22 protein-coding genes are annotated in these 26,953 nt (G+C 31.7%); 15 read left to right on the top strand and 7 right to left on the bottom strand.

The genetic code is table 11. From position 1 onward, the window contains the following. Positions 1-193 precede the first annotated feature (193 nt). The 3 genes from AC1Q7N_RS09140 to AC1Q7N_RS09150 all read left to right on the top strand — a co-directional run bounded on the left by AC1Q7N_RS09140 (position 194) and on the right by AC1Q7N_RS09150 (position 4,617). Positions 194-1,285: a bifunctional 3-deoxy-7-phosphoheptulonate synthase/chorismate mutase gene (locus tag AC1Q7N_RS09140; protein WP_001830908.1), complete on the top strand. Its 1,092-nt coding sequence runs from the start codon at positions 194-196 to the stop codon at positions 1,283-1,285. A gap of 255 nt (positions 1,286-1,540) precedes the next feature. Further along, a complete protein-coding gene (gene ccpA / locus AC1Q7N_RS09145; protein WP_001830844.1) occupies positions 1,541-2,530 on the top strand; it encodes a catabolite control protein A in 990 nt (329 codons plus the stop codon). 419 nt (positions 2,531-2,949) lie between these two features. Next, positions 2,950-4,617 carry a formate--tetrahydrofolate ligase gene (locus AC1Q7N_RS09150; RefSeq protein ID WP_002440219.1) on the top strand — a complete coding sequence of 556 codons (1,668 nt, stop codon included), beginning with the start codon at positions 2,950-2,952 and terminating at the stop codon, positions 4,615-4,617. Positions 4,618-4,706: 89 nt separating this feature from the next. On the opposite strand, the gene AC1Q7N_RS09155 is transcribed toward AC1Q7N_RS09150, so the two are convergent. Continuing rightward, a complete protein-coding gene (locus AC1Q7N_RS09155; RefSeq protein WP_001830902.1) occupies positions 4,707-5,612 on the bottom strand; it encodes a transglycosylase domain-containing protein in 906 nt (301 codons plus the stop codon). 403 nt (positions 5,613-6,015) lie between these two features. Here AC1Q7N_RS09155 and tyrS point away from each other — a divergent pair, with 403 nt between their 5' ends. Further along, on the top strand, positions 6,016-7,281 hold the full coding sequence (gene tyrS / locus AC1Q7N_RS09160; protein ID WP_001830858.1) for a tyrosine--tRNA ligase: 1,266 nt from the start codon (positions 6,016-6,018) through the stop codon (positions 7,279-7,281). A 190-nt stretch (positions 7,282-7,471) separates the two neighbouring features. On the opposite strand, the gene AC1Q7N_RS09165 is transcribed toward tyrS, so the two are convergent. Further along, on the bottom strand, positions 7,472-8,710 hold the full coding sequence (locus tag AC1Q7N_RS09165) for a S1C family serine protease (RefSeq protein ID WP_001830793.1): 1,239 nt from the start codon (positions 8,708-8,710) through the stop codon (positions 7,472-7,474). A 279-nt stretch (positions 8,711-8,989) separates the two neighbouring features. On the opposite strand from AC1Q7N_RS09165, the gene AC1Q7N_RS09170 reads away from it, so the two are divergent. The 3 genes from AC1Q7N_RS09170 (at position 8,990) to AC1Q7N_RS09180 (ending at position 12,515) form a co-directional block, all read left to right on the top strand. After that, entirely contained in the window at positions 8,990-9,613 is a 624-nt protein-coding gene (locus AC1Q7N_RS09170; RefSeq protein ID WP_001830872.1) for a lysophospholipid acyltransferase family protein, read from the top strand. Positions 9,614-9,822: 209 nt separating this feature from the next. Next, the gene (gene nagE, locus AC1Q7N_RS09175) at positions 9,823-11,295 is read left to right on the top strand and encodes an N-acetylglucosamine-specific PTS transporter subunit IIBC (protein WP_002456458.1); all 1,473 of its coding nucleotides are present in this window, start codon (positions 9,823-9,825) and stop codon (positions 11,293-11,295) included. 95 nt (positions 11,296-11,390) lie between these two features. Further along, on the top strand, positions 11,391-12,515 hold the full coding sequence (locus AC1Q7N_RS09180) for an HAD family hydrolase (protein WP_001830750.1): 1,125 nt from the start codon (positions 11,391-11,393) through the stop codon (positions 12,513-12,515). A gap of 79 nt (positions 12,516-12,594) precedes the next feature. Here AC1Q7N_RS09180 and serA read toward each other — a convergent pair whose 3' ends face one another. The 3 genes from serA to AC1Q7N_RS09195 all read right to left on the bottom strand — a co-directional run bounded on the left by serA (position 12,595) and on the right by AC1Q7N_RS09195 (position 15,910). Further along, complete coding sequence (serA, locus tag AC1Q7N_RS09185; protein ID WP_001830903.1) at positions 12,595-14,190, bottom strand: phosphoglycerate dehydrogenase; 1,596 nt, start codon at positions 14,188-14,190, stop codon at positions 12,595-12,597. Continuing rightward, the gene (locus AC1Q7N_RS09190) at positions 14,180-15,343 is read right to left on the bottom strand and encodes a pyridoxal-phosphate-dependent aminotransferase family protein (RefSeq protein ID WP_001830752.1); all 1,164 of its coding nucleotides are present in this window, start codon (positions 15,341-15,343) and stop codon (positions 14,180-14,182) included. Before AC1Q7N_RS09190 ends, serA begins: the two co-directional genes overlap by 11 nt. A gap of 126 nt (positions 15,344-15,469) precedes the next feature. Then, positions 15,470-15,910 (bottom strand): SACOL1771 family peroxiredoxin, encoded by a 441-nt coding sequence (locus AC1Q7N_RS09195; protein ID WP_001830816.1) that lies wholly within the window; start codon positions 15,908-15,910, stop codon positions 15,470-15,472. Between the two features lie 77 nt (positions 15,911-15,987). Between AC1Q7N_RS09195 and AC1Q7N_RS09200 the strand changes: the two genes are divergently transcribed. Continuing rightward, complete coding sequence (locus AC1Q7N_RS09200) at positions 15,988-16,734, top strand: glycerophosphodiester phosphodiesterase (RefSeq protein WP_001832720.1); 747 nt, start codon at positions 15,988-15,990, stop codon at positions 16,732-16,734. A gap of 269 nt (positions 16,735-17,003) precedes the next feature. Here the strand turns inward: AC1Q7N_RS09200 and rpsD are convergent, their stop codons facing one another. Continuing rightward, positions 17,004-17,606, bottom strand: a complete 603-nt coding sequence (gene rpsD / locus AC1Q7N_RS09205; RefSeq protein ID WP_001830798.1) for a 30S ribosomal protein S4 — start codon at positions 17,604-17,606, stop codon at positions 17,004-17,006. A 220-nt stretch (positions 17,607-17,826) separates the two neighbouring features. Next, on the bottom strand, positions 17,827-18,297 hold the full coding sequence (locus AC1Q7N_RS09210; protein WP_001830812.1) for a GAF domain-containing protein: 471 nt from the start codon (positions 18,295-18,297) through the stop codon (positions 17,827-17,829). Positions 18,298-18,431: 134 nt separating this feature from the next. Here AC1Q7N_RS09210 and ezrA point away from each other — a divergent pair, with 134 nt between their 5' ends. From ezrA to AC1Q7N_RS09245, 7 genes are all read left to right on the top strand, one after another. Further along, positions 18,432-20,126 (top strand): septation ring formation regulator EzrA, encoded by a 1,695-nt coding sequence (gene ezrA, locus AC1Q7N_RS09215; RefSeq protein WP_001830796.1) that lies wholly within the window; start codon positions 18,432-18,434, stop codon positions 20,124-20,126. Positions 20,127-20,455: 329 nt separating this feature from the next. Continuing rightward, positions 20,456-21,595 carry an aminotransferase class V-fold PLP-dependent enzyme gene (locus AC1Q7N_RS09220; protein ID WP_237615971.1) on the top strand — a complete coding sequence of 380 codons (1,140 nt, stop codon included), beginning with the start codon at positions 20,456-20,458 and terminating at the stop codon, positions 21,593-21,595. Beyond that, positions 21,595-22,818, top strand: a complete 1,224-nt coding sequence (gene thiI / locus AC1Q7N_RS09225; RefSeq protein ID WP_001830758.1) for a tRNA uracil 4-sulfurtransferase ThiI — start codon at positions 21,595-21,597, stop codon at positions 22,816-22,818. The genes AC1Q7N_RS09220 and thiI overlap by 1 nt, the downstream gene beginning before the upstream one ends. Positions 22,819-22,857: 39 nt before the next feature. Next, positions 22,858-23,622 (top strand): sulfite exporter TauE/SafE family protein, encoded by a 765-nt coding sequence (locus tag AC1Q7N_RS09230; RefSeq protein ID WP_001830743.1) that lies wholly within the window; start codon positions 22,858-22,860, stop codon positions 23,620-23,622. Positions 23,623-23,864: 242 nt separating this feature from the next. After that, positions 23,865-24,359 carry a thiol peroxidase gene (gene tpx, locus AC1Q7N_RS09235; RefSeq protein ID WP_001832701.1) on the top strand — a complete coding sequence of 165 codons (495 nt, stop codon included), beginning with the start codon at positions 23,865-23,867 and terminating at the stop codon, positions 24,357-24,359. A 128-nt stretch (positions 24,360-24,487) separates the two neighbouring features. Further along, on the top strand, positions 24,488-25,435 hold the full coding sequence (locus tag AC1Q7N_RS09240) for a class I SAM-dependent methyltransferase (protein WP_001832682.1): 948 nt from the start codon (positions 24,488-24,490) through the stop codon (positions 25,433-25,435). 88 nt (positions 25,436-25,523) lie between these two features. Continuing rightward, on the top strand, positions 25,524-26,777 hold the full coding sequence (locus tag AC1Q7N_RS09245; RefSeq protein WP_001830869.1) for an acetate kinase: 1,254 nt from the start codon (positions 25,524-25,526) through the stop codon (positions 26,775-26,777). Positions 26,778-26,953: the final 176 nt, after the last annotated feature.

The raw sequence follows: 26,953 nt of genomic DNA on the forward strand, positions 1-26,953 counted from the left end.
ATTTAAATAATATTGTAATATCATTATTTAACAAATTATTACTTACATAAATTTACAGAAGATTTAGTATTTTCTGTAAATTGACGCTTGAACTATAAATGTGAAATTGTTAAAATTAGATTTGAATAATTTTAATTTTATCGCTTTAAAGTAACATACTTTATGCGGAACTATATCTTAGAGGTGAGTAGAAATGACTAATAAATTAGAACAGTATAGAGAAGAAATTGTTTCCTTAAATGATCAAATATTAGAATTACTATCGAAGCGAGGAGAATTAGCACAGAAAATTGGTGAAGAAAAAATTAAGCAAGGTACACGAGTATATGATCCTCAGCGTGAAAAGGAAATGATTAATCAGCTATTAGATAAAAATAAAGGTCCATTTAACGACAATGTGATTAAGCAATTATTTAAAGAAATTTTTAAAGCCTCTACAGATTTACAAAAATCAGAAAATGAAAAACATCTTTATGTATCACGTAAATTGAAACCTGAAGATACGATCGTTAAATTTGATAATGGTGGAATCATTGGTGATGGTAATAAATCATTTGTATTTGGTCCTTGTTCTGTAGAATCACAAGAACAAGTTGATGCTGTAGCACAAGATTTGCAGGCTAAAGGCGAGAAATTTATTCGTGGCGGAGCGTTTAAGCCGAGAACTTCTCCTTATGATTTCCAAGGTCTTGGAGTAGAAGGTCTCAAAATTTTGAAAAATGTTAAAGATAAATATAACTTAAATGTAGTAAGTGAAATAGTTAACCCAAATGATTTCGAAATCGCTTCAGATTATTTGGATGTTTTCCAAATTGGTGCTAGAAATATGCAAAATTTTGAGTTACTCAAAGAAGCTGGTCGTACAGATAAACCTATTTTATTGAAACGTGGTTTATCAGCAACGATAGAAGAATTTATCTATGCAGCAGAATATATTGCTTCACAAGGTAACCGAAATATTATTTTATGTGAGAGAGGTATTCGTACATACGAAAAAGCAACTAGAAATACATTAGATATCTCTGCTGTACCTATTTTAAAGCAAGGAACACATCTACCTGTTATGGTTGATGTAACGCATAGTACAGGTAGAAAAGATATTATGTTACCGACAGCGAAAGCGGCTTTAGCCGTTGGTGCTGATGGAGTTATGGCTGAAGTTCATCCAGATCCTTCTGTTGCGTTAAGTGATGCCGGTCAACAAATGGATCTTAATGAATTCAATCAATTTTATCACGAATTAAAACCACTTGCTGATATGTACAATTCGAAGAAACTGAAATAGTAAATCATGTATCGTTATACAATTAAATAAGTGATAATTTCCCATAGTTCAATATACTTTTGAGCTATGGGAAATTTTATTTATACCAACCCATTAATAAAAAATCACATAAAAAATATTAAATGTAACGGAGTTTTTAACAGAATTGTGACAAAAACATAAAATGATTTCACAAACTATACAAATATGATAAACTTTGAAAATGATATGAAAACACGTTATAATAACAAATAAAACGTTTACAAGGAGGAAATTATGACAGTTACAATTTATGATGTAGCCCGAGAGGCTAGGGTATCAATGGCAACTGTTTCACGTGTAGTAAATGGAAACCAAAATGTTAAACCAGAAACACGTAATAAAGTAAATGAAGTCATTAAAAGGTTAAACTATCGACCTAACGCAGTTGCAAGAGGTCTTGCAAGTAAACGTACAACGACAGTTGGAGTTATAATTCCCGATATTTCAAATGTTTATTATTCTCAACTTGCAAGAGGTTTAGAAGATATTGCAACAATGTACAAATATCACTCAATTATCTCAAACTCAGATAATGATCCAGAAAAAGAAAAAGAAATTTTTAATAATTTATTAAGTAAACAAGTCGATGGTATTATTTTCTTAGGTGGAACTATTTCTGAAGAAATTAAAAGTCTTATTAATCAATCATCTGTACCAGTCGTAGTTTCTGGAACGGATGGTAAGGATGATCATATTGCATCTGTAAATATTGATTTTAAACAAGCAGCCGAAGAAGCAACACAATATCTTATAGAGAAGGGTGCTAAAACATTTTCTTTAATAGGTGGAGAATACTCTATAAAGGCACAAGATGATGTTTTAGAGGGCCTTAAAAATGTTTTAAGTCAGCATCAACTAAAATTAGACGATACATTACATTTAACTGGCAATGAAAGTTACAAATCAGGTATAAAAACATTTGAACAATTGCAATCGAATTTACCAGATGCTGTTCTTTGTATTAGTGATGAGCAAGCAATAGGTATATTGCATAGTGCACAAGATGCTGGAGTGAAAGTACCTGAAGACTTACAGATTATTAGTTTTAACAATACACGTTTAGTAGAAATGGTGAGACCACAGTTATCTAGTGTTATTCAACCATTGTATGATATTGGTGCTGTTGGAATGAGATTACTGACTAAATACATGAACGATGAAGAAATTGAAAATCCTAATGTCATATTGCCTCATAGAATAGAATATCGTGGGACAACTCAGTAATAATAATTAGTGACATATAAGATATCTATATTAATGCTCTATAGTGAAATAAATATTTTCATTATAGAGTGTTTTTCATATTCACTCATTGTATCTGAATCAATCAATTTTTCTATTTAAATTCACTTTAACACACATTACTAAGGAATAACTTTATAACTGTTCTTGTTAGTACAATTAAATATTTAGTAATTTTATGGGTAAATACGATTATTTTCATATCAATGAATTACAAGTATTGTTATACGTGTAACTTTTGTGAAAAATTTCTTATGTATCCAGAATACGAATAGCATGATTATTTCTAAAATAACGAACTTTTAGCACTAAATATATTAAAATATTCGACATTTAAATGTAAGTCGGTTATCATGATTCATATAACTCGTTAATTATATAAAATCAAGGGGCTGAATATTTTGGCACAATTATCAGATTTAGAAATAGCAAACTTATCAAAACTTAAACCAATAAGTGAAATTGCAAGAAAAGTAGGGATTACTGAGGATGCTTTAGAACCATACGGCCACTATAAAGCTAAAATAGATATTAATCAGATACAAGAACAGGAGAAAAAAGGGAAAGTCGTATTAGTAACTGCTATGAGCCCAACACCAGCTGGTGAAGGAAAATCCACAGTAACTGTAGGTTTAGCAGATGCATTTAACAAGTTGAATCATAATGTTACTGTTGCATTACGAGAACCTGCCTTAGGACCAACTTTTGGTATTAAAGGAGGCGCAACAGGTGGTGGTTATGCTCAAGTACTTCCTATGGAAGATATTAATTTACATTTTAATGGTGATTTTCATGCAATTACTACTGCAAACAATGCACTTTCCGCATTTATCGACAACCACCTACATCAAGGAAATGAATTGGGAATTGATCAACGAAGAATTGAATGGAAACGTGTTTTAGATATGAATGATCGTGCGTTACGTCATGTTAACGTAGGATTAGGTGGTACAACTCACGGAGTACCTAGAGAAGATGGTTTTAATATAACAGTTGCGTCAGAGATAATGGCTATTTTATGTCTAAGCCGAAATATCAAAGATTTAAAAGAAAAAATAAGTCGAATTACCATTGGTTATACACGTCATCATAAACCTATAACAGTTTCTGATTTGAAAGTAGAAGGTGCATTAACTTTAATACTTAAAGATGCGATTAAACCAAATTTAGTTCAAACAATTGAGGGAACTCCAGCTCTTGTTCACGGAGGCCCTTTTGCCAATATTGCTCATGGTTGTAACTCTATATTAGCAACTGAAACTGCTAGAAACTTATCTGATATTGTTGTTACAGAAGCAGGATTTGGTTCTGATTTAGGTGCCGAGAAGTTTATGAACATTAAAGCTCGTGAAGCAGGTTTCGATCCATCAGCAGTTGTTGTTGTAGCAACGATTCGTGCTTTGAAAATGCACGGTGGTGTTGCAAAAGACCAACTTCAACATGAGAACATAGAGGCTGTTGAAGCGGGACTTGTTAATCTTGAAAGACATGTGAATAATATTAAAAAATACGGTGTCGAACCAATAGTAGCTTTAAATGCATTTATTCATGACACACCTTCTGAAACAGCGTGTGTGAAACAATGGGCTAAAGATAATCAAGTGCGTATTGCTTTAACAGAAGTATGGGAAAAAGGTGGAGAAGGTGGAATTGAACTTGCTAACCAAGTGTTCGATGTAATGCAGGAACCTCAAAACTTTAAGCATTTATATGAGTTAAAACAACCACTCGAAGCTAAAATTGAAACAATTGTTAAAGAAATTTATGGAGGTTCAAAAGTAAATTTCAGTAGTAAAGCACAAAAACAATTAAAGCAATTTAAAGAGAATGGCTGGGATGAATATCCGATTTGTATGGCTAAAACTCAATATTCATTTAGTGATGATCAGACATTGTTAGGTGCCCCGAATGATTTTGAAATAACAATTAGAGAACTTGAAGCCAAAACAGGCGCTGGATTCATCGTTGCATTAACTGGTGCTATAATGACTATGCCTGGTTTACCGAAGAAACCAGCTGCACTAAATATGGATGTTACTGATGATGGGAAAGCAATAGGTCTTTTCTAAGAAAATAAAAAAGAGAGTGAGACAGTGTTATTAATAAATATTGCTCGCTCTCTTTTCATTTCAAAAATTTCGATAAATATATCTGATTTTTATTCGTCTTTCGATTGTTTCAGCAAGTGCTGTTTAATATTGTATTTTTTAGCGTTTTCGTATTGTTGTTTAGAAATTTTTCCTTCAACACGCATACGTTTAAGTACGTATTGTTGACGTTTCATGCTCAATTTTAAAAGATGGTAAGGCTTTACTTTGCCGTGTTCGTCATAAGGCGTATAGCCGTATGGACTTTGCAGTAAGCCAATGAGATAAGCTGATTGTGCAATATTCAAATCTTTTGCAGGTATACCAAACAGACTATATGAAGCAGACGATATACCAGTTATATTGGCACCGTTGTAGTCATGACCAAATGGGACGATATTTAAATACGTATATATGATTTCATCTTTTGATAATAAATTTTCGACCCGTGTAGCCAAGATAATTTCATTTGCTTTACGACTATAAGTTTTTTTATTTGAGAGCACTTGATTTTTTACTAATTGTTGCGTGATAGTACTACCACCAGAAGATTGGTTTGAATTTGTGATATCTTGAAGCATCGCCCTTAAAAGTGCTTTAGGCATAATACCGTTATGTTTATAAAATAATGTATCTTCAGAGGCTGTAAGTGCATGTATAATATTTGAATTTACATGGTTCGGTCCAACTATGAGTGTATTTTGTGAATGATCATATTCTTCTAAAATTTGATTATTATGATTTATTAGCTCATCGCCAGGTATATGAAGGATTTTTGCTTTCAACTCTCGATCACTTATTGACGAAGCATCTTTAGTTAGTTGTTGGAAGTATAATACTAATGACAACAGTATAATAAAACCAATCAAAAAAACCACCAAAAAAATTACGACACATATATGTTTGACCTTCTTATATAAATGTTCAAATTTAGTATATTTATCTGTAGTTAGTATTTGATACTTGTTGAAATGCATTAGATACCTCCTAAAGTTAGATATAGTATACCATATCTTGAAAGTTGACTTTTAAAATAATGTTAACTATAATAATATTCAATTCAATATGTTTTGAATATAAAGGACAAGTAACTTTTGAGAAAGCTTAAAGAGAACTAGTGGTGGCTGTGAACTAGTAGTTTCTTATTGGTGAATACACCTTGCTATTTTTATTATTCAACGTTTTATTAATGAACGTATCATTAATAGAGATATTTATGAGTAACGAACTCTATCTAAGTATGGTGGTACCGTGCACAAGCGCCCTTACATTTTGTAGGGGCGCTTTTTAATATGTTTGAATAAATCACTTATATCACTATATTTATTAAATATCTTTAACTTTTTTAAATTTATAAAATAATTTAGGAGGATTTTATCAATGGCTAATGCTTTAATAGAAGATTTAAAATGGAGAGGGTTAATTTATCAACAAACAGATGAAGAGGGTATCGAAGAATTATTAAATAAGGAACAGGTCACTTTATATTGCGGCGCAGATCCTACAGCTGATAGTTTACATATTGGTCACTTGTTACCTTTTTTAACATTAAGACGCTTCCAAGAACATGGGCATCGTCCTATCGTCTTAATTGGTGGAGGTACTGGTATGATAGGAGATCCTTCTGGAAAGTCTGAAGAGCGCGTGTTACAAACAGAATCACAAGTTGAAGCTAACGTCAAAGGCCTGTCTAATCAAATGCATCGATTATTTGAATTTGGCAGTGATAAAGGGGCAAAATTAGTTAATAATAAAGATTGGCTTGGTCAAATTTCGTTGATTAGTTTTCTTAGAGATTATGGTAAACATGTTGGCGTTAACTATATGCTAGGAAAAGATTCTATTCAAACACGTTTAGAACATGGTATCTCTTATACAGAATTTACTTATACTATTTTACAAGCTATTGATTTTGGCTATTTAAATCGTGAGTTAAATTGTAAAATTCAAGTAGGCGGATCTGATCAATGGGGTAATATTACAAGTGGTATTGAATTAATGCGACGAATGTATGGACAAACTGAGGCATATGGCCTAACAATCCCATTAGTAACTAAATCAGATGGGAAGAAATTTGGTAAATCAGAGTCTGGAGCTGTGTGGTTAGATCCTGAAAAGACAAGTCCATATGAATTTTATCAATTTTGGATTAATCAATCTGACGAAGATGTAATTAAATTCTTAAAATATTTTACTTTTTTAGAAAAAGAAGAAATTAATCGATTAGAACAATCAAAAAATGAAGCGCCTCACTTACGTGAAGCACAGAAAGCACTAGCGGAAAATGTTACGAAATTTATTCATGGTGAAGCAGCTTTAAAAGACGCTATACGTATTTCAAAAGCACTGTTTAGCGGAGATTTAAAATCATTATCTGCTAAAGAACTTAAAGAAGGGTTTAAAGACGTACCTCAAGTAACGCTATCTACAAAAACGACAAATATAGTTGAAGCACTTATTGAAACAGGTATTGCTTCATCTAAACGCCAAGCACGTGAAGATGTAAACAACGGTGCAATATATATTAATGGTGAACGTCAACAATCAGTCGATTATGAGTTAAGTAGTAAAGACCTTATTGAAGATGAAATTACAATAATTCGACGAGGAAAGAAAAAATATTTCATGGTTAATTACCAATCATAAATGAAAAAATTTGATTGAATCATTTCACAATGTTTTCTATATATTATAAAAATTAAAAGATTTATTTAAAAAGGAATAACTATAAAAGTAAAACTCTGAGTATCTCTTACTATGAAGTATACTCAGAGTTTTTACTTAAAATCGATCAACTATAATATATTAAAATCAATAAACGTAATATGAAAATTTTTTATTGAGCAAATTGACTTTGTGATTGAGATGATTCAGATGCAGATGCTTGTTTTTTTAATTTTACATTAATGTCTTGTGTCTTACCATCTCTGATAACTTTTAGAGTAACCGTTTCACCTGGTTTTTTGCTCTCGTATAAATAAGTTCTTAAATCTGTATCATCTTTTATTTGTTTACCATCTATTCCAGTAATAATATCACCCTTTTTAATGGCATTTTCACTGTCTACTTTAGCTACATAAACGCCTTTGTCTTTATGAGTATGTAGTTCTTTACGATAGTTTTCAGGAATATCACTTAAATTTATAAGACCTATACCGATTGAAGGGCGTTCGATTTTACCATGTTTAACGAGTTGTTCGATGGTCACTCTAACTTCATTACTAGGTATAGCAAAACCTATACCTTCTACTTGTGCTGCCGCAATTTTCATGGAATTGATACCAACGAGATTTCCGTTAATATCCACTAATGCACCACCCGAATTACCGGGATTTATTGCAGCGTCTGTCTGTAAAACATTAACTTTAGTATTACCAGCAGAAGTATTGGCGTCAATTGTACGTTCGCTAGCTGAAATAATTCCTGATGTAACAGAATTTGCAAATTCTAATCCTAGAGGATTACCCATTGCAAAAACACTATCTCCTGTTTGAACTTTTGACGAATTAGCAAATTGAATTGCTTTTATTCCTTTTGTATCTTTTATTTTTAGAACAGCAATATCTGTTAGGGCGTCTTTACCTATTAATTTGGCATCTACTTGTTTTGAATTATGTAGTTGAACTTTAATTTCCGAAGCACCATCAACAACGTGATTATTTGTAACGATATATGCGGAACCATCACTTATTTGATAAATCACACCGGAACCAATTCCCGCTTCTTTTGATTTAGATGCCTTACCGTTGAATAAATCATCAAGGTTTGTAGATTTTTGCATGTTTATCACGCCGACAATTGCGGGAGAAACGTCTTTAATCATGTCATGTACTGATTTGTATTGATTACTTTTACCATCTAGCTGATTGCCACCATGACTATTTGAAACTTGATGAACAGTAGCACCTTCATTGTTAAAACCATTTTTATTTAGGAGTTTACCAATACCTAAGACGAGAAGTGCTCCAATAATTCCAGCGATTATTGCAACAATAATTGTTTTAATCCATGGAAAAGTGTGTCGCTTCTGTGAAGAATTACGATAGTGGTGTTGATTCTTTTCTTGTTCTGACATTTGTTACCTCCATAATTTGTAGTCTGTATTACTATTATGTATCGTTTGTATAAAATTTGCTAGCAATCAACTATACGACTTTAGGAGTATTATCATAAATGATATTGTTGCCTTTAAGATATAGAAGAATCATTGCTTGATACAAATAATTTTGTTGTTATATTGATATGTATTTCAGTGCTATAGTTATCTAATGACTAAAGAAAACATGTGTTGTATTGTTCTATGAATTTGATAGTGATAAAATCATTATGATAAAGAAAATAAGCAGGTGACATTATGTACAATTTTATAAGTAAGATTTTAGATGTTATTTTAGTGAAAATGTCTAAATCATTATATGTTATTGGTAAGGAAAATATTCCTAAAGATAGTAAATATGTTGTAACTTGTACGCATGAAAGTTATAACGAAGTAATCATGTTAGGAATGGCATTACTACCTAATCAAATCCATTATATGGCTAAAAAAGAATTATTTAAGAATCAGTGGGCTGGCAAATTTTTGAAATCACTAAATGCATTTCCAGTTGATAGAGAAAATCCTGGTCCAAGTACATTAAAAAAACCAGTGAATTTACTTAAAGAACATAAAACTATAGGTATTTTCCCAACTGGTCATCGTACTTCAGTAGAGGGAGCCCCATTAAAACGTGGTGCAGCTACTATAGCAATGCTTGGGAAAGCACCTATCTTACCAGCAGCTTATGTGGGTCCAAAAAAAATTCATGGTTTGATTACAGGTCAAGCATTAATCAAAATTGGTAAACCAATTGAGATGGATGATATTCCAAAGGATTTGAAACGGAACGAGAAAGTTGATTTCTTAACCAAAGAAATCGAAAGACGCACAACTCAATTACAAAAAGAACTTAATGAAATTTCACATAGTTTAAAGAAATAGAGTGATATAGATATCATTACTGTTGAGGAACGTCGTACAATTAAATGATTTGTATAGACGTTCTTTCTTTTAGATTATAATTAAGCGTTTACATTAAGGTGGATAATTATTTTTCTAGAGCAAATAATTTTGTTTTAATGTATGGAATAGAAAACGATTTTGTATTACGGTGTTTTAACGTTTGATAATAAAAATAAGGGATGATATAAATGTATAAACTTTTGCAACATTTGGGTAGGTCTCTCATGTTACCTGTAGCAGTTCTGCCAGCAGCCGCAATTATTGTAGGCATAGGTCATGTTTTAGATGCTTTAAATATACTTCCTCAAGCTGCACTCTTTTTCACAAGTGTTGGGACCACTATATTAGAGCAATTAGGTATATTATTTGCTATTGGTGTAGCTATCGGTATGGCTAAGAAGAATGATGGCGCAGTAGCATTAGCGGCAGCGTTAGGATTTTTTATAGTTACAGTAGTACTATCTCCAGAAAAATTAGCAACTTTGTTACAAATTAAAGAATCTAAAATTGATTTAGCATTCAGTCAAATGAATAATGGAAATGTGTTTGTAGGGATTATTATAGGTTTGATTGCTGCATATAGTTATAACAAATTTAGTGAAACGAATTTACCTATGGCCTTATCATTCTTCAGTGGGAAACGACTTGTTCCAATCATGACAGCATTCTTTTGTACAATTTTAGCGATTATTTTATTATTGATTTGGCCTCCAGTTTATAATGGGATAGTTACTTTTGGTAAGTGGATTGTTGGTATGGGTCCATTCGGTGCATTATTATATGGTTTTTTTAATAGATTGTTAATACCTACTGGGTTGCATCATGCGCTCAATAATGTATTTTGGTTTGATACTGCTGGAATAAATGACATAGGTAAATTTCAAAGTGGTAAAAATGCCATTAAGGGAATTACTGGCAGATACCAAGCAGGATTTTTCCCTGTTATGATGTTTGGTGTACCGGCAGCAGCTTTGGCGATGTATCATACTGCAAAGACGAATCAAAAAAAACAAGTTTATGCTTGGTTTTTAGCAAGTTCAGTTTCGGCATTCTTTGTGGGTGTAACTGAACCCATAGAGTTTGCATTCATGTTTGTAGCTCCAGTTTTATTTGTTATTCATGCTGTTTTAACTGGATTATCATTATTTATAGCAGCAATGTTTCATTGGACAGCAGGATTTTCATTTAGTGCAGGTCTTATAGATTATGTGCTTTCATTGGTTAATCCGATATCTAATCAACCTTGGATGTTATTATTGCAGGGTGTAGTCTTTTTTATTATCTATTACGTTATCTTTAGAGTTGTCATACAAGTCTTTAATTTAAGTACTATAGGTAGGGGAGATAATGAACTTATCGATCCAACATCAAATGATACTTCTGAAATGGAAGTATTACAGAACAAAACCACTACAAGTAAATATTATCAAAACGCAAAACGTATTTTAGACGGATTAGGTGGTAAAGAAAACATTATTAGTTTAAATCATTGTGCAACAAGGCTTAGATTGGAGCTTAAAGATAATTCGATTATAGATGAGCAGAAAATTAAAAATGCTGGAGCTATTGGTATAACTCAAAATGGACACCATTATACCCAAGTGATTATTGGAACACACGTACAACAAGTTGCCAATGAAATGGATCACCAAATGAATTAGTTTGTGAAAGGGGTGGCTCGTAAGGAGTTTGCCCTTTTTTATTGAACCATGTAATATAGTTATATCAGAATTTTCTGAAATGAAAGGGGTAAGGCATGAAGGCTATATTATTTGATGTAGATGGCGTATTTTTAAGTGAAGAACGATGTTTTGATGTTTCAGCAATTACTGTAGCTGAACTTTTATCGAGTCCAGATTTTTTAAATTGTGACATAGATATTCATTTTGATGGTAATTTAACTGAAAATGATATAAACAAAATACGTAGAAACGTATTTAATAATGACCGAATATTAAATCAACTAAAGTCACTTGGTTTAAATTCAAATTGGGATATGCTATTTATTGTATTTAGTATTCATTTAATTGATAAAGCTAAACAATTAAAACCATCATTACGAGATCAATTACTTGATGAATTATTGTTTACCAAAGAGACTTTAAAGGAAATAGCAAAGGATTTAACTGATAAAACGATAAATTATAGCTTACCTTACGATGTGATAGCTTCGTTTAGAAATGGTAAAGATGCTATTTACGAAGATTTGGAAGTTTACGCTAAAAATCAATTAGAACTTAACAACACTAGTTTATTTAAATTGAAAAGTGCTTTATGGACATTAGCAAAAGATATATATCAAGAATGGTATTTAGGAAAAGCTTTATTTAATCAAGTTGAATATAAAAAAGATATTCAAGATTTTAAGAAAGGTTTCATTTATGATGAGGTCATTCTTAAACCTATAGAAGAAATTCAATTATTACTTCAAAATCTAATAGAAGCGGGATATCAAATTGCGATAGCAACTGGTAGACCTCGAACTGAAACAATTATTCCATTTCAATCATTGGGATTAAAATCTTATTTTAAAGATGAACATATCGTAACGGCAAGTGAGGTGTTGCTAGCAGAGAAACAATTTCCTCAATATCAACCTTTAGGAAAACCTAACCCGTTTAGTTACATCGCTACGTTAAATGGAAATTATAATGACCAATATGAACGATATGCGACAAAGCAAGAAGATATCGTAAATAAAGATGAGGTTTACATAGTAGGCGACTCTTTAGCTGATTTATTAAGTGCGAAGAAGATAGGGGCTACGTTCATTGGTACTTTAACTGGTTTAAAAGGTAAAGCTGCTCACTCTGAATTAGTTGCAAATGGAGCAGATCATGTAGTAGAGGATATAACTAAGATTCGAAAAATTCTATTATAGACAAAAAATGACCTCAGATTGTATATTAATTTCAATCTGAGGTATTTTTGTTGGTTTATAAAAAGACGAAAGTAGTTAATCAAATTGTTAACTTAGTGCTAATAATTTTGTTGAATCCGCTTGTTTCATTTAAAATTTTTATAACTTCCTCACTTGCTTGTTGATCAATAGAAAGAATCATTAAAGCATCTCCACCAGCATCGTTACGTCCTAAAGTCATTGACGCAATATTAATTCCGTGACTTCCCAATAGGTTGCCTGTTTGTCCTACTATACCAGGTTTATCTTTATGACATGTTACTAATTGATATTGGTTAGGTTTAAAATCAAGTGAGTAATCATTAATACGTACTATTCTTGGGCCAAAACCTGCGAATACCGTTGCGCCAATTTTGATTTTATCTTGATCATTAACTAGTTCTAGCTCAATGTAACTACTAAAGCCAGAATGTTTCTTTTGTTTTTCTATATTATACGTGACACCTTGTTGGTTAAGTATTGCTAATGCATTAATAATATTGACTTCATTACCTAAATCTTCTTTCAAGATGTTCGTTATAATTGTTCTTGTAATTAAACTAGTGTCATTTTGCGCTAAGTCACCAGCATATTTAACTTTAATTTCACTCGGAGCACCATCGAGAAGCTGAATAGCAAACTCACCAATAGTTGTACTTAAACCTATAAAGCTTTGAGTTGTTTTATCAACTTTGCTTAAATCCATTTTTGGAGCATTCACAGCATGCTCAACATTCCCTTTAGTTAGAATTTCAATTATTTCTTCAGATACAGAGACTGCAACCTTCTCTTGCGCTTCTACAGTAGAGGCGCCAAGATGTGGTGTGACAATAATTTTATCATGTTGAATGAGAGGGGAATCAGTAGGAGGTTCATGTTCAAATACGTCAATAGCTGCACGATCTATTAAGTTATTATCTAATGCTTCAATAAGTGCAGTTTCATCTATAATACCCCCTCTGGCAACATTTATGATTTGTAAGTTTTGTTTAGCTTTGTTAAAGAAAGATGAACCAACAATTCCTCGAGTTTTAGGTGTTAATGGTGTGTGAACTGTTACAAAGTCGGATTTTTCGGCAATTTCATCAACAGTTGCAATTTGAATATCTAATGACTTCGCTTTATCTTCTGTTAAATAAGGATCGAACGCTAAAATTTTCATACCGAAACTCTGCGCACGTTTAGCGACGCCCAAACCAATCCTACCAGCACCGATAACACCTAAGGTTTTGCCATAAAGTTCAACCCCTCTAAATGCTTTACGATTCCATTCTTTGTTACGTAAAGATTGGTGTGCTTGAGGAATATTTCGTGCCATTGCAAGCAACATAGCTACTGAATGTTCTGTAGCAGAAATTGTATTACCATCAGGAGCATTAATTACTAAAATACCTTTTAAAGTCGCTGCTTCTATATTAATATTATCCACACCTACACCAGCTCTTGCAATGACCTTCAAATTTGTTGCAGCATTAATAATTCGCTCTGTTACTTGGGTTTGACTTCGTACGATAAGAGCATCATAAGTTGAAATCATATTTACTAAATCATTTTCAGATAAATCTGTTTGTATATCTACGTCAAATTCTGGATGTTTTAAAATACTTTGTAAACCATCCTCAGAAATTGGGTCTGATACTAATATCTTATGACTCATGTCTAATAACCTCCATAAATTGAGTTATCCCTGTTCCAATATAATTGACATTTCTATTAGAAGTTAAAATAATTTCCAATGCAGACACGACTGCTAAAATATCAAAAGGAGATATTTTCCCCATGTGACCAATTCTCAAAATTTGTCCTTTTAAGTGTCCTTGTCCCCCAGCAATAGTTATATTGAATTGAGATTTAAGTTGATTTTTAATGATATTAAGTTCTTCTTGATTTTTTGGAACAAATGAGGTCACAGTAGGTGAGGCATGAGCATCATCTTTTACTAATAATTCTAATTCAAGTGCCTTTAGTGCTGCTCTTAAGGCATTACGTATTTTAAAATGGCGTGAAATAACGTGATTTAATCCTTCTTTTTTTACAAGTTCTACATAAGCATTTATTCCTCTAAATAGACCAACATTAGGGGTGAAGGGCGTTGAATTTTGCTCTTGTGATTTTATGTATTTATTTAAATCTAAATAGAATCTCGGTGTTTTTACATCAGCAAATCGTTTTTTTGCTCTATCGCTATAAGCAACAAATGCTAGACCTGGTGGTAGCATGATAGCTTTTTGACTTCCCGAAACTAATACATCGATTTTATCTTTTGTTAAATCAACATCCACTGCACCGATACAGCTTACACCATCAACAATAAAATATAAGGAATTATCAAAAGCTTTAAGTGCATGACCTAATTGGTGAACTGGATGTATGACACCAGTAGATGTTTCACAAAATTGAGTGAATACTGCAGTGACTGGAACGTTTAATTGCTTTAAATAAGTGATAAAGTCATCAACTATTACAGCTTCACCCCAGTTAACATCATATACATGTACATGATTATAATAAGTTTGTGCGATTTGTTTAAAGCGATTTCCAAATGCACCAGAAACAATTATCACAATATGATCGTCAGGATTCGCGATGTTAAGCATACTTGCTTCTAATACGCTAGTGCCACTAGATGTAAGAATAAGTACTTCGTTTTTGCTACCAAATACTGGCTTTAAACCTTTAAATGCTTCACTAGCAATTTCCTCAAAGTCAGTAGAACGATGACCTACCATTGGTAATTGTACGGCACTCAAGATTTGTTCCGGTACAGGAGTTGGTCCAGGTGTTAATAATAAAGGTTGGTAATACTGCATTGTACATTCCTCCCATAATAAGATTTATTTATTTTAGCAAAAATTCTGAATATTTAAAACCCTTATTATATAGCTATCACATAATTAAAACGTTTACATGTTTAAAATTTGTGATAGCTATATGATTTATATTAAATTAGGTTCAATTGAAATAATGACATTATTCCGTATTGCATTAGATATCATACAATTATTATCTGCAATCACTAATAATTTATCTAAAATACTTTTAAGCTTTTCTGTTTGAGAAGAGGGTACTTTAATTGAGGGATAATGTGTAATACGTTCCATTTTAAATTTTTTATTTTCAAACGAGGCTGTACCTATTGACTGTTGATTAATTTTTACATTAGTAAAACCACTCTTTTCTAGTGTTGCAGCGAGTGAAATGATGTAACAAGATGATGCTGCACTTACTAGTAATTCATCTGGATTTGTGCCTTCTCCTTGGCCACCGAGTGAAGAGGGGATGGATATATTTTCATTGATAATATCTCCTCGAAGTTTACCTACTTCTTCGCGTCCACCTAGCCATTCAGTTTTAACTTTAAAATCATGTCTAACCATATGAATTGACCTCCAATTTAATTATGGTAATTTAAGTTTAGGGCAAATTAAATAAGTTTAAAAGAAAGGTGACTTTGATGAAATTTCGACGTCCAAATCAACATTTCCAAATCGTAGCGCATAGAGGATTACCTGAAGATTATCCTGAAAATACTATTATCGCTTATCGACATGCGCTCATGTTACATATAGATATGTTGGAAATTGATGTACATTACACAAAAGATAAAGAACTTGTCGTTATACATGATGATACTATCGATCGTACGTCAAATGGTAAAGGTAAGGTTTCTGATTTTACTTTAAAAGAATTAAAAGCGTTAGATTTTGGTTTCTATAAAGGAGAGAAATTTAAAGGGGAGAGTATACCGACTTTTGATGAAGTGTTAGATTTAGCAGATAACTTTTCACAAAAATTATTAATAGAAATAAAAAAGCCTAGTCAGTATCCAAATATTGAAAATATGATTGTTGATAAATTGAAGGAAAGACAAATATCTAAATCTAAAGTGATTTTACAATCATTCGATTTTGATTGTGTAAAAAAATTGTCAGCAATGAATTTAGATTATGAATTAGGTTTATTAATTAGTAAGAAAAAATATTGGCACAAGTTACCAAATTTCAAAAAAATTGCCAAAGTTGCTGATTATGCTAATCCTAATTATCAAATTGTTTCGAAGAAATTTATGCAACTTGCTCATGAGGAAGAGTTAAAAGTATTACCTTATACTGTAAATAAATTAAAAGAATCACAAAAATTAATAGATATTGGTGTTGACGGTATTATTTCCGATGTACCTGAAGATTTATTTGAGCTATAAGAATGAGAGGAAATGTAGGTATAGAACGCGAAGTTCAATACGTACAATCATCAGTTACTTCAAAAAGTAATAAATAAGAGCGTATTTTCAATTAAGTTGAGTATTGATTATTGTTAATAAAAACTGGAATATTATTTAATATCCCAGTTTTTATTAAACAAAATGCATCATACATTTAAATACTTAAAAACCAAAATGAGATAGAAATTTTTACATAAAATAAAACACCCAAATCCAAGATTGGAATTGGGTGTAAAAATAGAAGTCGATTATCTTGAGTAGTACTCAACGATTAATTGTTCATTGATTTCAGCTGGTAACTCGCTACGTTCAGGGAATCGAACGAAAGTACCTTTTAAGTTGTCAGCATCGAAGTCTAAATATTCTGGTACGAAATTGTTAATTTCAACAGATTCTTTAATAATATCTAAGTTTTGTGATTTTTCACGAACTGTAATCACTTGACCAGGTTTTAATGAGTAAGATGGGATGTCTACGCGTCCACCATCCACTTCAATGTGACCGTGGTTTACTAATTGACGTGCTTGACGACGTGTACGAGCTAAACCTAATGAATAAACAACTGCATCTAAACGACTAGCAAGTAAAATCATGAAGTTTTCACCGTGTACACCATATTGCTTACCAGCAATATCAAATGTGTTACGGAATTGTCTTTCAGTCATTCCATATAAGTAACGTAATTTTTGTTTTTCACGTAATTGTAAACCATATTCTGATAATTTTTTACGTTGGTTAGGACCGTGTTGTCCTGGTGCATATGGTCGTTTTTCTAATTCTTTACCAGTACCGCTTAATGAGATACCTAAACGACGAGATTTTTTCCAGTTTGAACCTCTGAATCGAGCCATGTGAGACTCCTCCTTTTTCTTTTTTGTTGTTATGAAAAAACAAAAAAGAGTGTTACATGCTTATCGAGATATATTGTTTTATGTGTCTTCACCTTATAGCGACAGTTACGCGACACGTCCACATTGGGAACAACATAGAGCTAGATAATATATAACTGCTATTTTCGTTAATTCACACAAAGATTATTCTATCATTTTAAAAGAAAGTGTCAAGATTTTTTTAAATTTGATTGAGTTGTTTTTCTAAAGTTTTTACAATGGATTCAAGTCCTTCTTGATCATCTTGTGAAAATCTGTTTTTTATAGGAGCGTCAATATCTAATACTCCGATAATCTTGCCGTTTTGATGTAATGGAATAACAATTTCTGATTGACTATTTGCGTCACAAGCTATGTGGCCAGGGAATTGATGGACGTCTTTAACACGTTGTGTTTCACCAGATGAAACGGCAGTGCCACAAACCCCTTTACCAATAGCAATATGTACACAAGCAGGATGACCTTGAAATGGCCCAAGAATAAGTTCGTTATTTTCAATAAGGTAAAAACCTACCCAATTAATTTGATCAATTGTATCGTTAAGAAGGGCAGAAGTATTGCTTAATATTGCAATTAAATTCTTTTCATCTTCGATTAAACTAGCAAGTTGTTTTGATATCAGTTTGTAATTTGTTGGAATATTCTTTGTCATCGTCATACCTCGTTACTACAATTTTTAATTTAGTATAATCTTTTAAAAATAATCTATCAATTAATTGATTTTGTGATTTAACGACGCACAAAATTACGTTATAATGTAAGATGATAAAATAGGAGGAGAAGTATATGGTGTTATTTATCATATTAGCAATATTAGTAGTTATTTTAATTGCTATTGGCGTATTGTTTTATATGCGCTCAAACAAAAGAAATTTAATTGAAAAAACAGAAGAGCGTAAGAACGAAATTGAACAATTACCTTTAGATGATAACCTAAGAAAACTTACTGGTTTAAATTTAAAAGGTGAAACAAAGACTAAGTATGATGCAATGAAAAAAGACAACACAGAAACTACAAATAAATACTTAGCTCCAGTGGAAGAAAAAATTCAAAATGCTGAAGAGTTGTTAGAGAAATTTAAATTCACGGCAGCACAAACTGAAATTGATGATGCTCACGAATTAATGGATCAATACGAAGAGAATTATCAGCATCAAGTAACTCAAGTGGACGACATTATAAACTTACATAAAGAAAATGAAGCATTGTATGAAAAGTGTAAAGTTGACTATCGTGAAATGAAACGTGATGTATTAGCCAATCGTCATCAATTTGGTGAAGCAGCTGAACCACTTGAAAATGAAATCGAAAATTATGAGCCCAAGTTAAATGAATATGAGAATTTAAAAAGTGAAGGTAATTATGTTCAAGCTCATAATCACATTGCTGCTTTAGAAGATCAAATTAAAAATTTAAAATCTTATATGGATGAAATTCCAGAATTAATTCGAGAAACTCAAAAAGAATTACCAGGACAGTTTCAAGATTTAAAATATGGATGTAGAGACTTAAAGGTTGAAGGCTATGATTTAGACCATGTCAAAGTCGATGGTACAATACAAAGTCTTAAGACAGAATTAAGTTTTGTTGAACCAATGATTAGTCGATTAGAATTAGATGAAGCTAATAATAAACTTGAAAATATTAATGATAAATTAGATGAAATGTATGATCTTATTGAATATGAAGTAAAAGCCAAAAATGAAGTTGAAGAAACGAAAGATATCATTACTGATGACTTATTTAAGGCCAAAGATATGAACTATACATTACAAACCGAAATTGAATATGTTCGTGAAAACTACTATATTAATGAATCAGATGCTCAAAGTGTAAGACAATTTGAAAATGAAATTCAAAGTCTCATCTCAGTTTATGATGATATTTTAAAAGAAACTTCTAAATCTGCGGTACGTTACAGTGAAGTACAAGATAATTTACAGTACCTTGAAGATCATGTATCTGTGATTAACAAAGAACAAGATAAACTTCAAAATCATCTTATCCAATTACGCGAAGATGAAGCTGAAGCAGAAGATAATTTATTGAGAGTGCAATCTAAGAAAGAAGAAGTTTATCGACGTTTATTAGCTTCTAATTTAACTAGCGTCCCAGAACGTTTTATTATCATGAAAAATGAAATTGATAATGAAGTAAGAGAAGTAAATGAACAATTTAGAGAACGTCCAATTCATGTTAAACAACTAAAGGATAAAGTAGCAAAAATTGTTATTCAAATGAATACATTTGAAGATGAAGCTAACGATGTACTTGTAAATGCTGTATACGCAGAAAAGCTTATTCAATATGGTAATAGATACCGTAAGGACCATCATCATGTTGATAAAAGCTTAAATGAAGCTGAACGATTATTTAAAAATAACCGATATAAACGTGCGATAGAGATAGCTGAAGAAGCATTAGAAAGTGTTGAACCTGGTATTACCAAACATATTGAAGAGCAAGTGATTAAAGAATAGTAATTTGTGTATAAATATTATACAAATGTGAGTTAAATCTACATGAGATTTACTATCTTATTTTAATCATAATTAATAGAGTCAAAGATTAGTATAAATGTATTTTTTTACAGTCATGGACTGTGCATGAATCAAAATTACCTGAGACAATAATGAATGTCTCAGGTTTTTTATTGCTCTACTAGTAGTGAATTAAAATTCATTGTCATACTCTTTTAATTTTGTGAGAAAATAGTATAATGCTTGAGTATCCTAATTTGTTAATTTATAGTGAAACAATTCATTATTAAAACAAGATTTAATTAAAATTTGAAGGAGAAGTGTTATCAGTGATTTATTTAGACAATGCAGCCACTACCAAAGCTGATCAAGATGTTGTTGATTCATTCGTGAAAGTGAACCAAACATTATACTTCAATCCAAATAGTCCTCATCATGCAGGGGTTCAAGCTGAACAATTATTATTAAAAGCAAAAAGTGAAATCAATCGTATATTAAACTTAAATAATCAGTTTGATATCATTTTTACAAGTGGCGCAACTGAATCGAATAATATACTGCTAAAAGGTATTGCGTATATGAAAAAAGAAACTGCTAATGAGATTATCACATCAGTCTTAGAACATCCTTCAGTTTTGGAAGTAATGAGGTATTTGGAAAGGGAAAAAGGTTTTAAATTAAAATACGTTGATGTGACAAAAGAAGGTAAGTTGGACACAGAACACTTAAAATCATTAATGACAGATAAAGTAGGACTTGTGACATGTATGTATGTCAATAATATTATGGGACAAATTCAACCTATTGAAGAAATAGCAAATATTGTAAAAAATTACCCACGTGCACACTTTCATGTTGATGCAGTCCAGGCTTTAGGTAAAGTGCCTATGCAAATTAATCATATTGATAGTTTGAGTTTAAGTGGTCATAAGTTTAATGGACTTAAAGGTCAGGGACTACTACTTTTAAAAAATATTCAAAACATAGAACCTATAGTACATGGTGGTGGGCAAGAATATGGGGTACGAAGTGGTACAATTAATCTACCAATGGCTATCTCTATGGTTAGAGCTATAAAGAATGCAGTTGATCAAACAAAAGAGCTTAATTTACGTTTAAGCAATTATAAAAATAAATTACTTTCATTTTTAGCAGAATACAAAAATGTATTTATCAACTCTCCTCAAAATGCATCACCTCATATTATAAATATAGGATTTCCAGGTGTTAAGGGTGAGGTACTTGTTAATGCTTTTTCCAAACAAAACGTAATGGTTTCAACTACAAGCGCTTGTTCTTCTAAGATGAATAAATTGAATGAGGTTTTACTTGCAATGGAAATTGCAGAGTCAAAAATAGAAGGTAGTATAAGAATTTCTTTAGGGGCACATACGACTGAAAACGATATATTAAGTTTTATGAATGCATTTGAATCTGTATATAAGGAAATTAAGGAGCTGTTAAAGTAATGCAATATGATCATTTATTAGTTAGATATGGAGAGCTTACGCTTAAAGGTACGAATAGAAAAATGTTTGTTAATCAACTTAAAGATAATGTGAAACGCGCGCTTATTCCATTAAGTGGTTATCATGTCAAAGGAAAGAGGGATAGAATGTACATAGAATTATCCCCTGAAGCAGACATAAATGAAATCATTCAACGCTTATCTAAAGTTTATGGTATAAAATCAATTAGTCCAGTTATAAAAATTGATAAAAACGAAGAGAAAATTAATCAATCAGCAATACAGTTATCTCATGACTTTGAAAAAGGTTCAACTTTTAAGGTTGATGTAAAACGCGTTGACAAGTCATTTCGATTGGATACGTACGAATTGCAACGTCAAGTCGGTGGAGCAATACTAAAAGAAAATAATAATATAACAGTGAATGTTAAAAATCCTGACTATGAAATTAAAATAGAAGTAAGAATGGATGCTATTTATATTTATGAAAAAGTAATCGCTGGTGCAGGTGGACTGCCAGTCGGTACAGGTGGTAAGACATTACTTATGTTAAGTGGTGGTATTGATTCTCCTGTAGCGGGAATAGAAGTAATGAAACGTGGTGTAACTGTTGAAGCAATACATTTTCATAGTCCACCGTTTACGAGCGAAAAAGCCAAAGATAAAGTTATCGAATTAACAAGAATTCTAGCGGAACGTGTTGGTCCTATCAAATTGCATCTCGTGCCATTTACAGAAATACAAAAGCAAATTAATAAAGTTGTACATCCTCGTTATACGATGACTTCTACAAGAAGAATGATGATGCGTATATCTGATAAAGTTGTACATCAAATAAATGCTAATGCTATCGTAAATGGAGAGAATCTTGGTCAAGTAGCAAGTCAGACGCTAAAGAGTATGTACGCTATTAATCATGTTACAGCTACACCTGTTTTAAGACCTCTATTAACGTTAGATAAAGAAGACATTATTAAGAAAGCGAAAGAACTTGGTACATTTGAAACATCTATTCAACCCTATGAAGATTGTTGTACAATATTTACTCCGAAAAATCCTGTAACTGAACCGGACTTTGACAAAGTAATAAAATATGAAAGTGTATTTAATTTTGATGAAATGATAGAAAATGCAGTTGAAAATATTGAAACATTAACAATAGATCAAAATTATAAAAGTGCGAAAGAACAATCTACAGATTCATTGATTAAAGATTTATTCTAAAATTCGTAATGTAATAAAAACAAAGGGGTTAGGCTTAATATGGATTGGAATTTATCGATTATGTTGATGATTGTTGCCTTTGGTTTTATCGCTTCATTCGTCGATTCTGTAGTTGGTGGGGGTGGACTAATTTCAACCCCCGCATTACTTGCAGTTGGTTTGCCACCATCTGTTGCTTTAGGTACAAATAAATTTGCGAGTTCTTTTAGTACGTTAACAAGTGCATTAAAATTTTTACGTTCAGGTAAAGTTGACTTGAAAATAGTAGGAAAGATGTTTCCACTAATATTTGTTGCTTCTGGTGGTGGTGCTATCATTGCGACATACATACCAGCAAATATTTTAAAACCGCTAATCATTATAGCATTGTCATTAGTTCTTATTTATACCGTCATACAAAAAGATTGGGGAAATATAAGAACATTTACCGATTTTACTTTTACAAAAGCAGTATTATTTACATTAATATTTATTGTTATTGGATTTTATGATGGGTTTTTAGGTGGTGGTACAGGCTCCTTTATGCTATTTACACTTTTATTATTTGGCTTTGACTTTTTAAGTGCAGCTGGTAATGCAAAGGTTTTAAATTTTGCATCAAATTGTGGTGCGTTATTATTTTTCATGATTTTAGGTCAGGTCAATTATTTTTATGGTATTATTATGGCTTCTAGCATGATGATAGGTGCGTTGTTAGGTGCTCAATTTGCTTTGAAAAAAGGGGTAGGATATGTAAAAGCTTTATTTTTAGTGGTTACTGCAATATTAATTATAAAAAATCTCTACGATTTTATTGTGCAGTAAATAATTGTTAGATTAAGAGGTTCAAATGAAATTGTAGACAAACTTTAAGTGAGTGTGTATTGCTTATCTTGTCGAGTTAATGTTTGCAAATTTGTTTGGCCTCTTTTATTACTATATTACAAAAGAACGATGTTTTTTTGGAAAGGTTTTCATTTTTTTGATAGATAATGGCTAAAAAATTGAAAACCATACGTTCTTTATCGTATCATTATAATTAACTAAGTTGATAGGAGGTCGTTACGATGACTCAAATTACATTTAAAAATAATCCCATTAAATTATCAGGTTCTGAAGTGAATGAAGGTGATATCGCACCAAATTTCACAGTGCTTGATAATAGTTTGAATCAAATTACTTTAGATGATTATAAAAACAAAAAGAAATTAATTAGTGTTATACCATCTATTGATACAGGAGTATGTGATAGTCAAACTCGAAAGTTTAATGAAGAAGCTTCAGCAGAAGATGGTGTAGTTTTAACGATATCAGTAGATTTACCTTTCGCCCAAAAAAGATGGTGTGCATCAAGCGGATTAGATAATGTAATTACTTTAAGTGATCATAAAGATTTATCTTTTGGTCGAAATTATGGACTTGTGATGGATGAATTACGCTTACTTGCACGTTCGGTATTTGTGTTAAACGAAAACAATAAAGTAGTATATAAGGAAATTGTCAGCGAAGGTACGAATTACCCTGATTTTGAAGCTGCATTAAAAGCTTACAGAAATATTTAGTCATTTTGAACTATTGACAGTAAAAAGTATTAGTGTCCATACTTGTTCGAGTAGTAAATTAATTATTTAGAGTTAATTCATACTATCAATCACGGATGGACACTTTTTTAAATAGAAAGGGATATTTTATGTCTGAAGAAAATACTATTATGGAACGTCTATTTCATAAATTAGATGATAAAGCTAAAACGTTAAACAAAGAAAATGGACAGAGTTTTATCGAAAATTTAGGGTTAGCTATGGAAGATATTTATACAAACCAAAGAGAACTTTTAGAACAAGCAACGCTTCAAGATAGAAGGAAAGCTTTTCAATTTGCATATTTAAGTTTATTACAAGAAGAAAATATTCAAGCTAATCATCAGATCACGCCTGACTCTATAGGACTCATTCTCGGTTTTCTTGTTCAACGCTTTTTAGAACATAAAAAGGAAATGCACATTGTAGATATTGCAAGTGGGGCAGGTCATCTAAGTGCAGCTGTGAAAGAAGTACTTTCTGATAAAACAATTATGCATCATCTGATAGAGGTAGATCCAGTGCTATCACGTGTAAGTGTGCATTTGGCTAATTTTTTAGAGATACCGTTTGACGTTTATCCTCAAGATGCGATTATGCCATTACCATTGGAAGAGGCTGATGTCGTGATTGGAGATTTCCCAATAGGATACTATCCTTTAGATGAACGTAGTAGAGAAATGAAGTTAGGCTTTGAAGAGGGACACAGTTATTCCCATCATCTGTTAATAGAACAATCTATTAATGCGCTAAAAGGGGCAGGTTATGCATTTTTAGTTGTTCCTAGTCATCTCTTTGAAGATGATAAAGTGAAACAGTTGGAAAATTTCATTGCTACAGAGACTGAGATGCAAGCATTTTTAAATTTACCTAAAACATTATTTAAAAATGAAAAAGCACGTAAATCTATATTGATTTTACAAAAGAAAAAATCAGGCGAAACTCGACCAGTTGAAGTCTTATTAGCCAATATCCCTGATTTTAAAAATCCTCAACAATTTCAAGGTTTCATTTCTGAATTGAATCAGTGGATAGTCACAAATCATACAAAAAAATAGTCTGTAACAATATAGTATTCAAACTGTGTTAATGATAAAATGATTATGTGAAAAATATAACTAAACAAATGATGGAGGACAATGTCTTATGTCAAAATTAATTTTGGCGGTAAATGCTGGTAGCTCATCTTTAAAGTTCCAGCTAATTAAGATGCCTGAAGAAAAACTAGTAACTAAAGGTGTGATAGAACGTATTGGTTTAAGCGATTCTATCTTCACCATTCATGTTAATGGCGAGAAGCTTACTGATATCAGAGATATCCATAATCATGAAGAAGCCGTTAATATAATGTTAGATAGTTTTAAAGAACATGAAATGATTAAAGACATCACTGATATTCAAGGAACAGGTCATCGTGTTGTACACGGTGGTGAAACTTTCCCTAAATCAGTTGTTGTTACTGATGAAGTAGAATCTCAAATTGAAGAATTAAGTGAATTAGCACCTTTACACAATCCAGCTAATTTAATGGGAATTAGAGCTTTTAGAAAGTTATTACCAGAAATCCCACACGTTGCAGTGTTTGATACTTCTTTCCATCAAACTATGCCTGAACAAGCTTATTTATATAGCTTGCCATATCATTACTATGAAGACTATGGCATACGTAAGTATGGTTTCCACGGTACAAGTCATAAATATGTATCTCGTAGAGCTGCTCAAATTGTTGGTAGACCAATTGAAGATTTAAGAATTATTTCTTGTCACATCGGTAACGGTGCATCTATTGCAGCTATAGATGGTGGAGAATCTATTGATACATCTATGGGATTCACACCACTTGCTGGTGTAACGATGGGGACTCGTTCGGGGAATCTTGATCCAGCATTAATACCATTCATTATGGAAAAAACGGGTAAAACAGCTGATGAAGTTTTAGAAATACTTAATAAAGAATCAGGATTATTAGGTCTTACTGGGACATCAAGTGATTTGCGTGATTTAACTGAAGAAGCTAAACATGGACGTCAACGTTCCCGTGTTGCTCTGGATTTATTTGCTTCAAAAATTCACAAATATATTGGCTCTTATGCAGCTAGAATGCATGGTGTAGATGTTATTGTATTTACTGCAGGAATAGGTGAAAATTCACATATTATTCGTGGTAAAGTTTTAGAAGGACTTGAGTTTATGGGTGTTTATTGGGATCCTAAGAAGAATGAAAGTTTACATGGTGAAGAAGGTTATATTAACTATCCACATTCACCTGTAAAAGTACTTGTTGTACCTACTGATGAAGAAGTAATGATATCTCGTGATGTGATTAAATATGGTAAACTTAATGATAATACACCCAAAAAAGAAGAATTTGATACCAACGAAAGTATCGAAGTGAATTAATTTTAAAAATAGAAATAATGAATTTAAATAGCATCTTTTCTATCTGTGTTTAATAATTTTAGTACATATAAAATTGAGACTGGGACTAAAAGGTCCAAGATAAGTAAATAAAGACAATTTCTATTGAAATAATATAGGAATTGTCTTTTTTATAATTTTTTTGATGATTTTCAGCT

Source organism: Staphylococcus sp. GW823-FHT05F06, assembly GCF_058795495.1.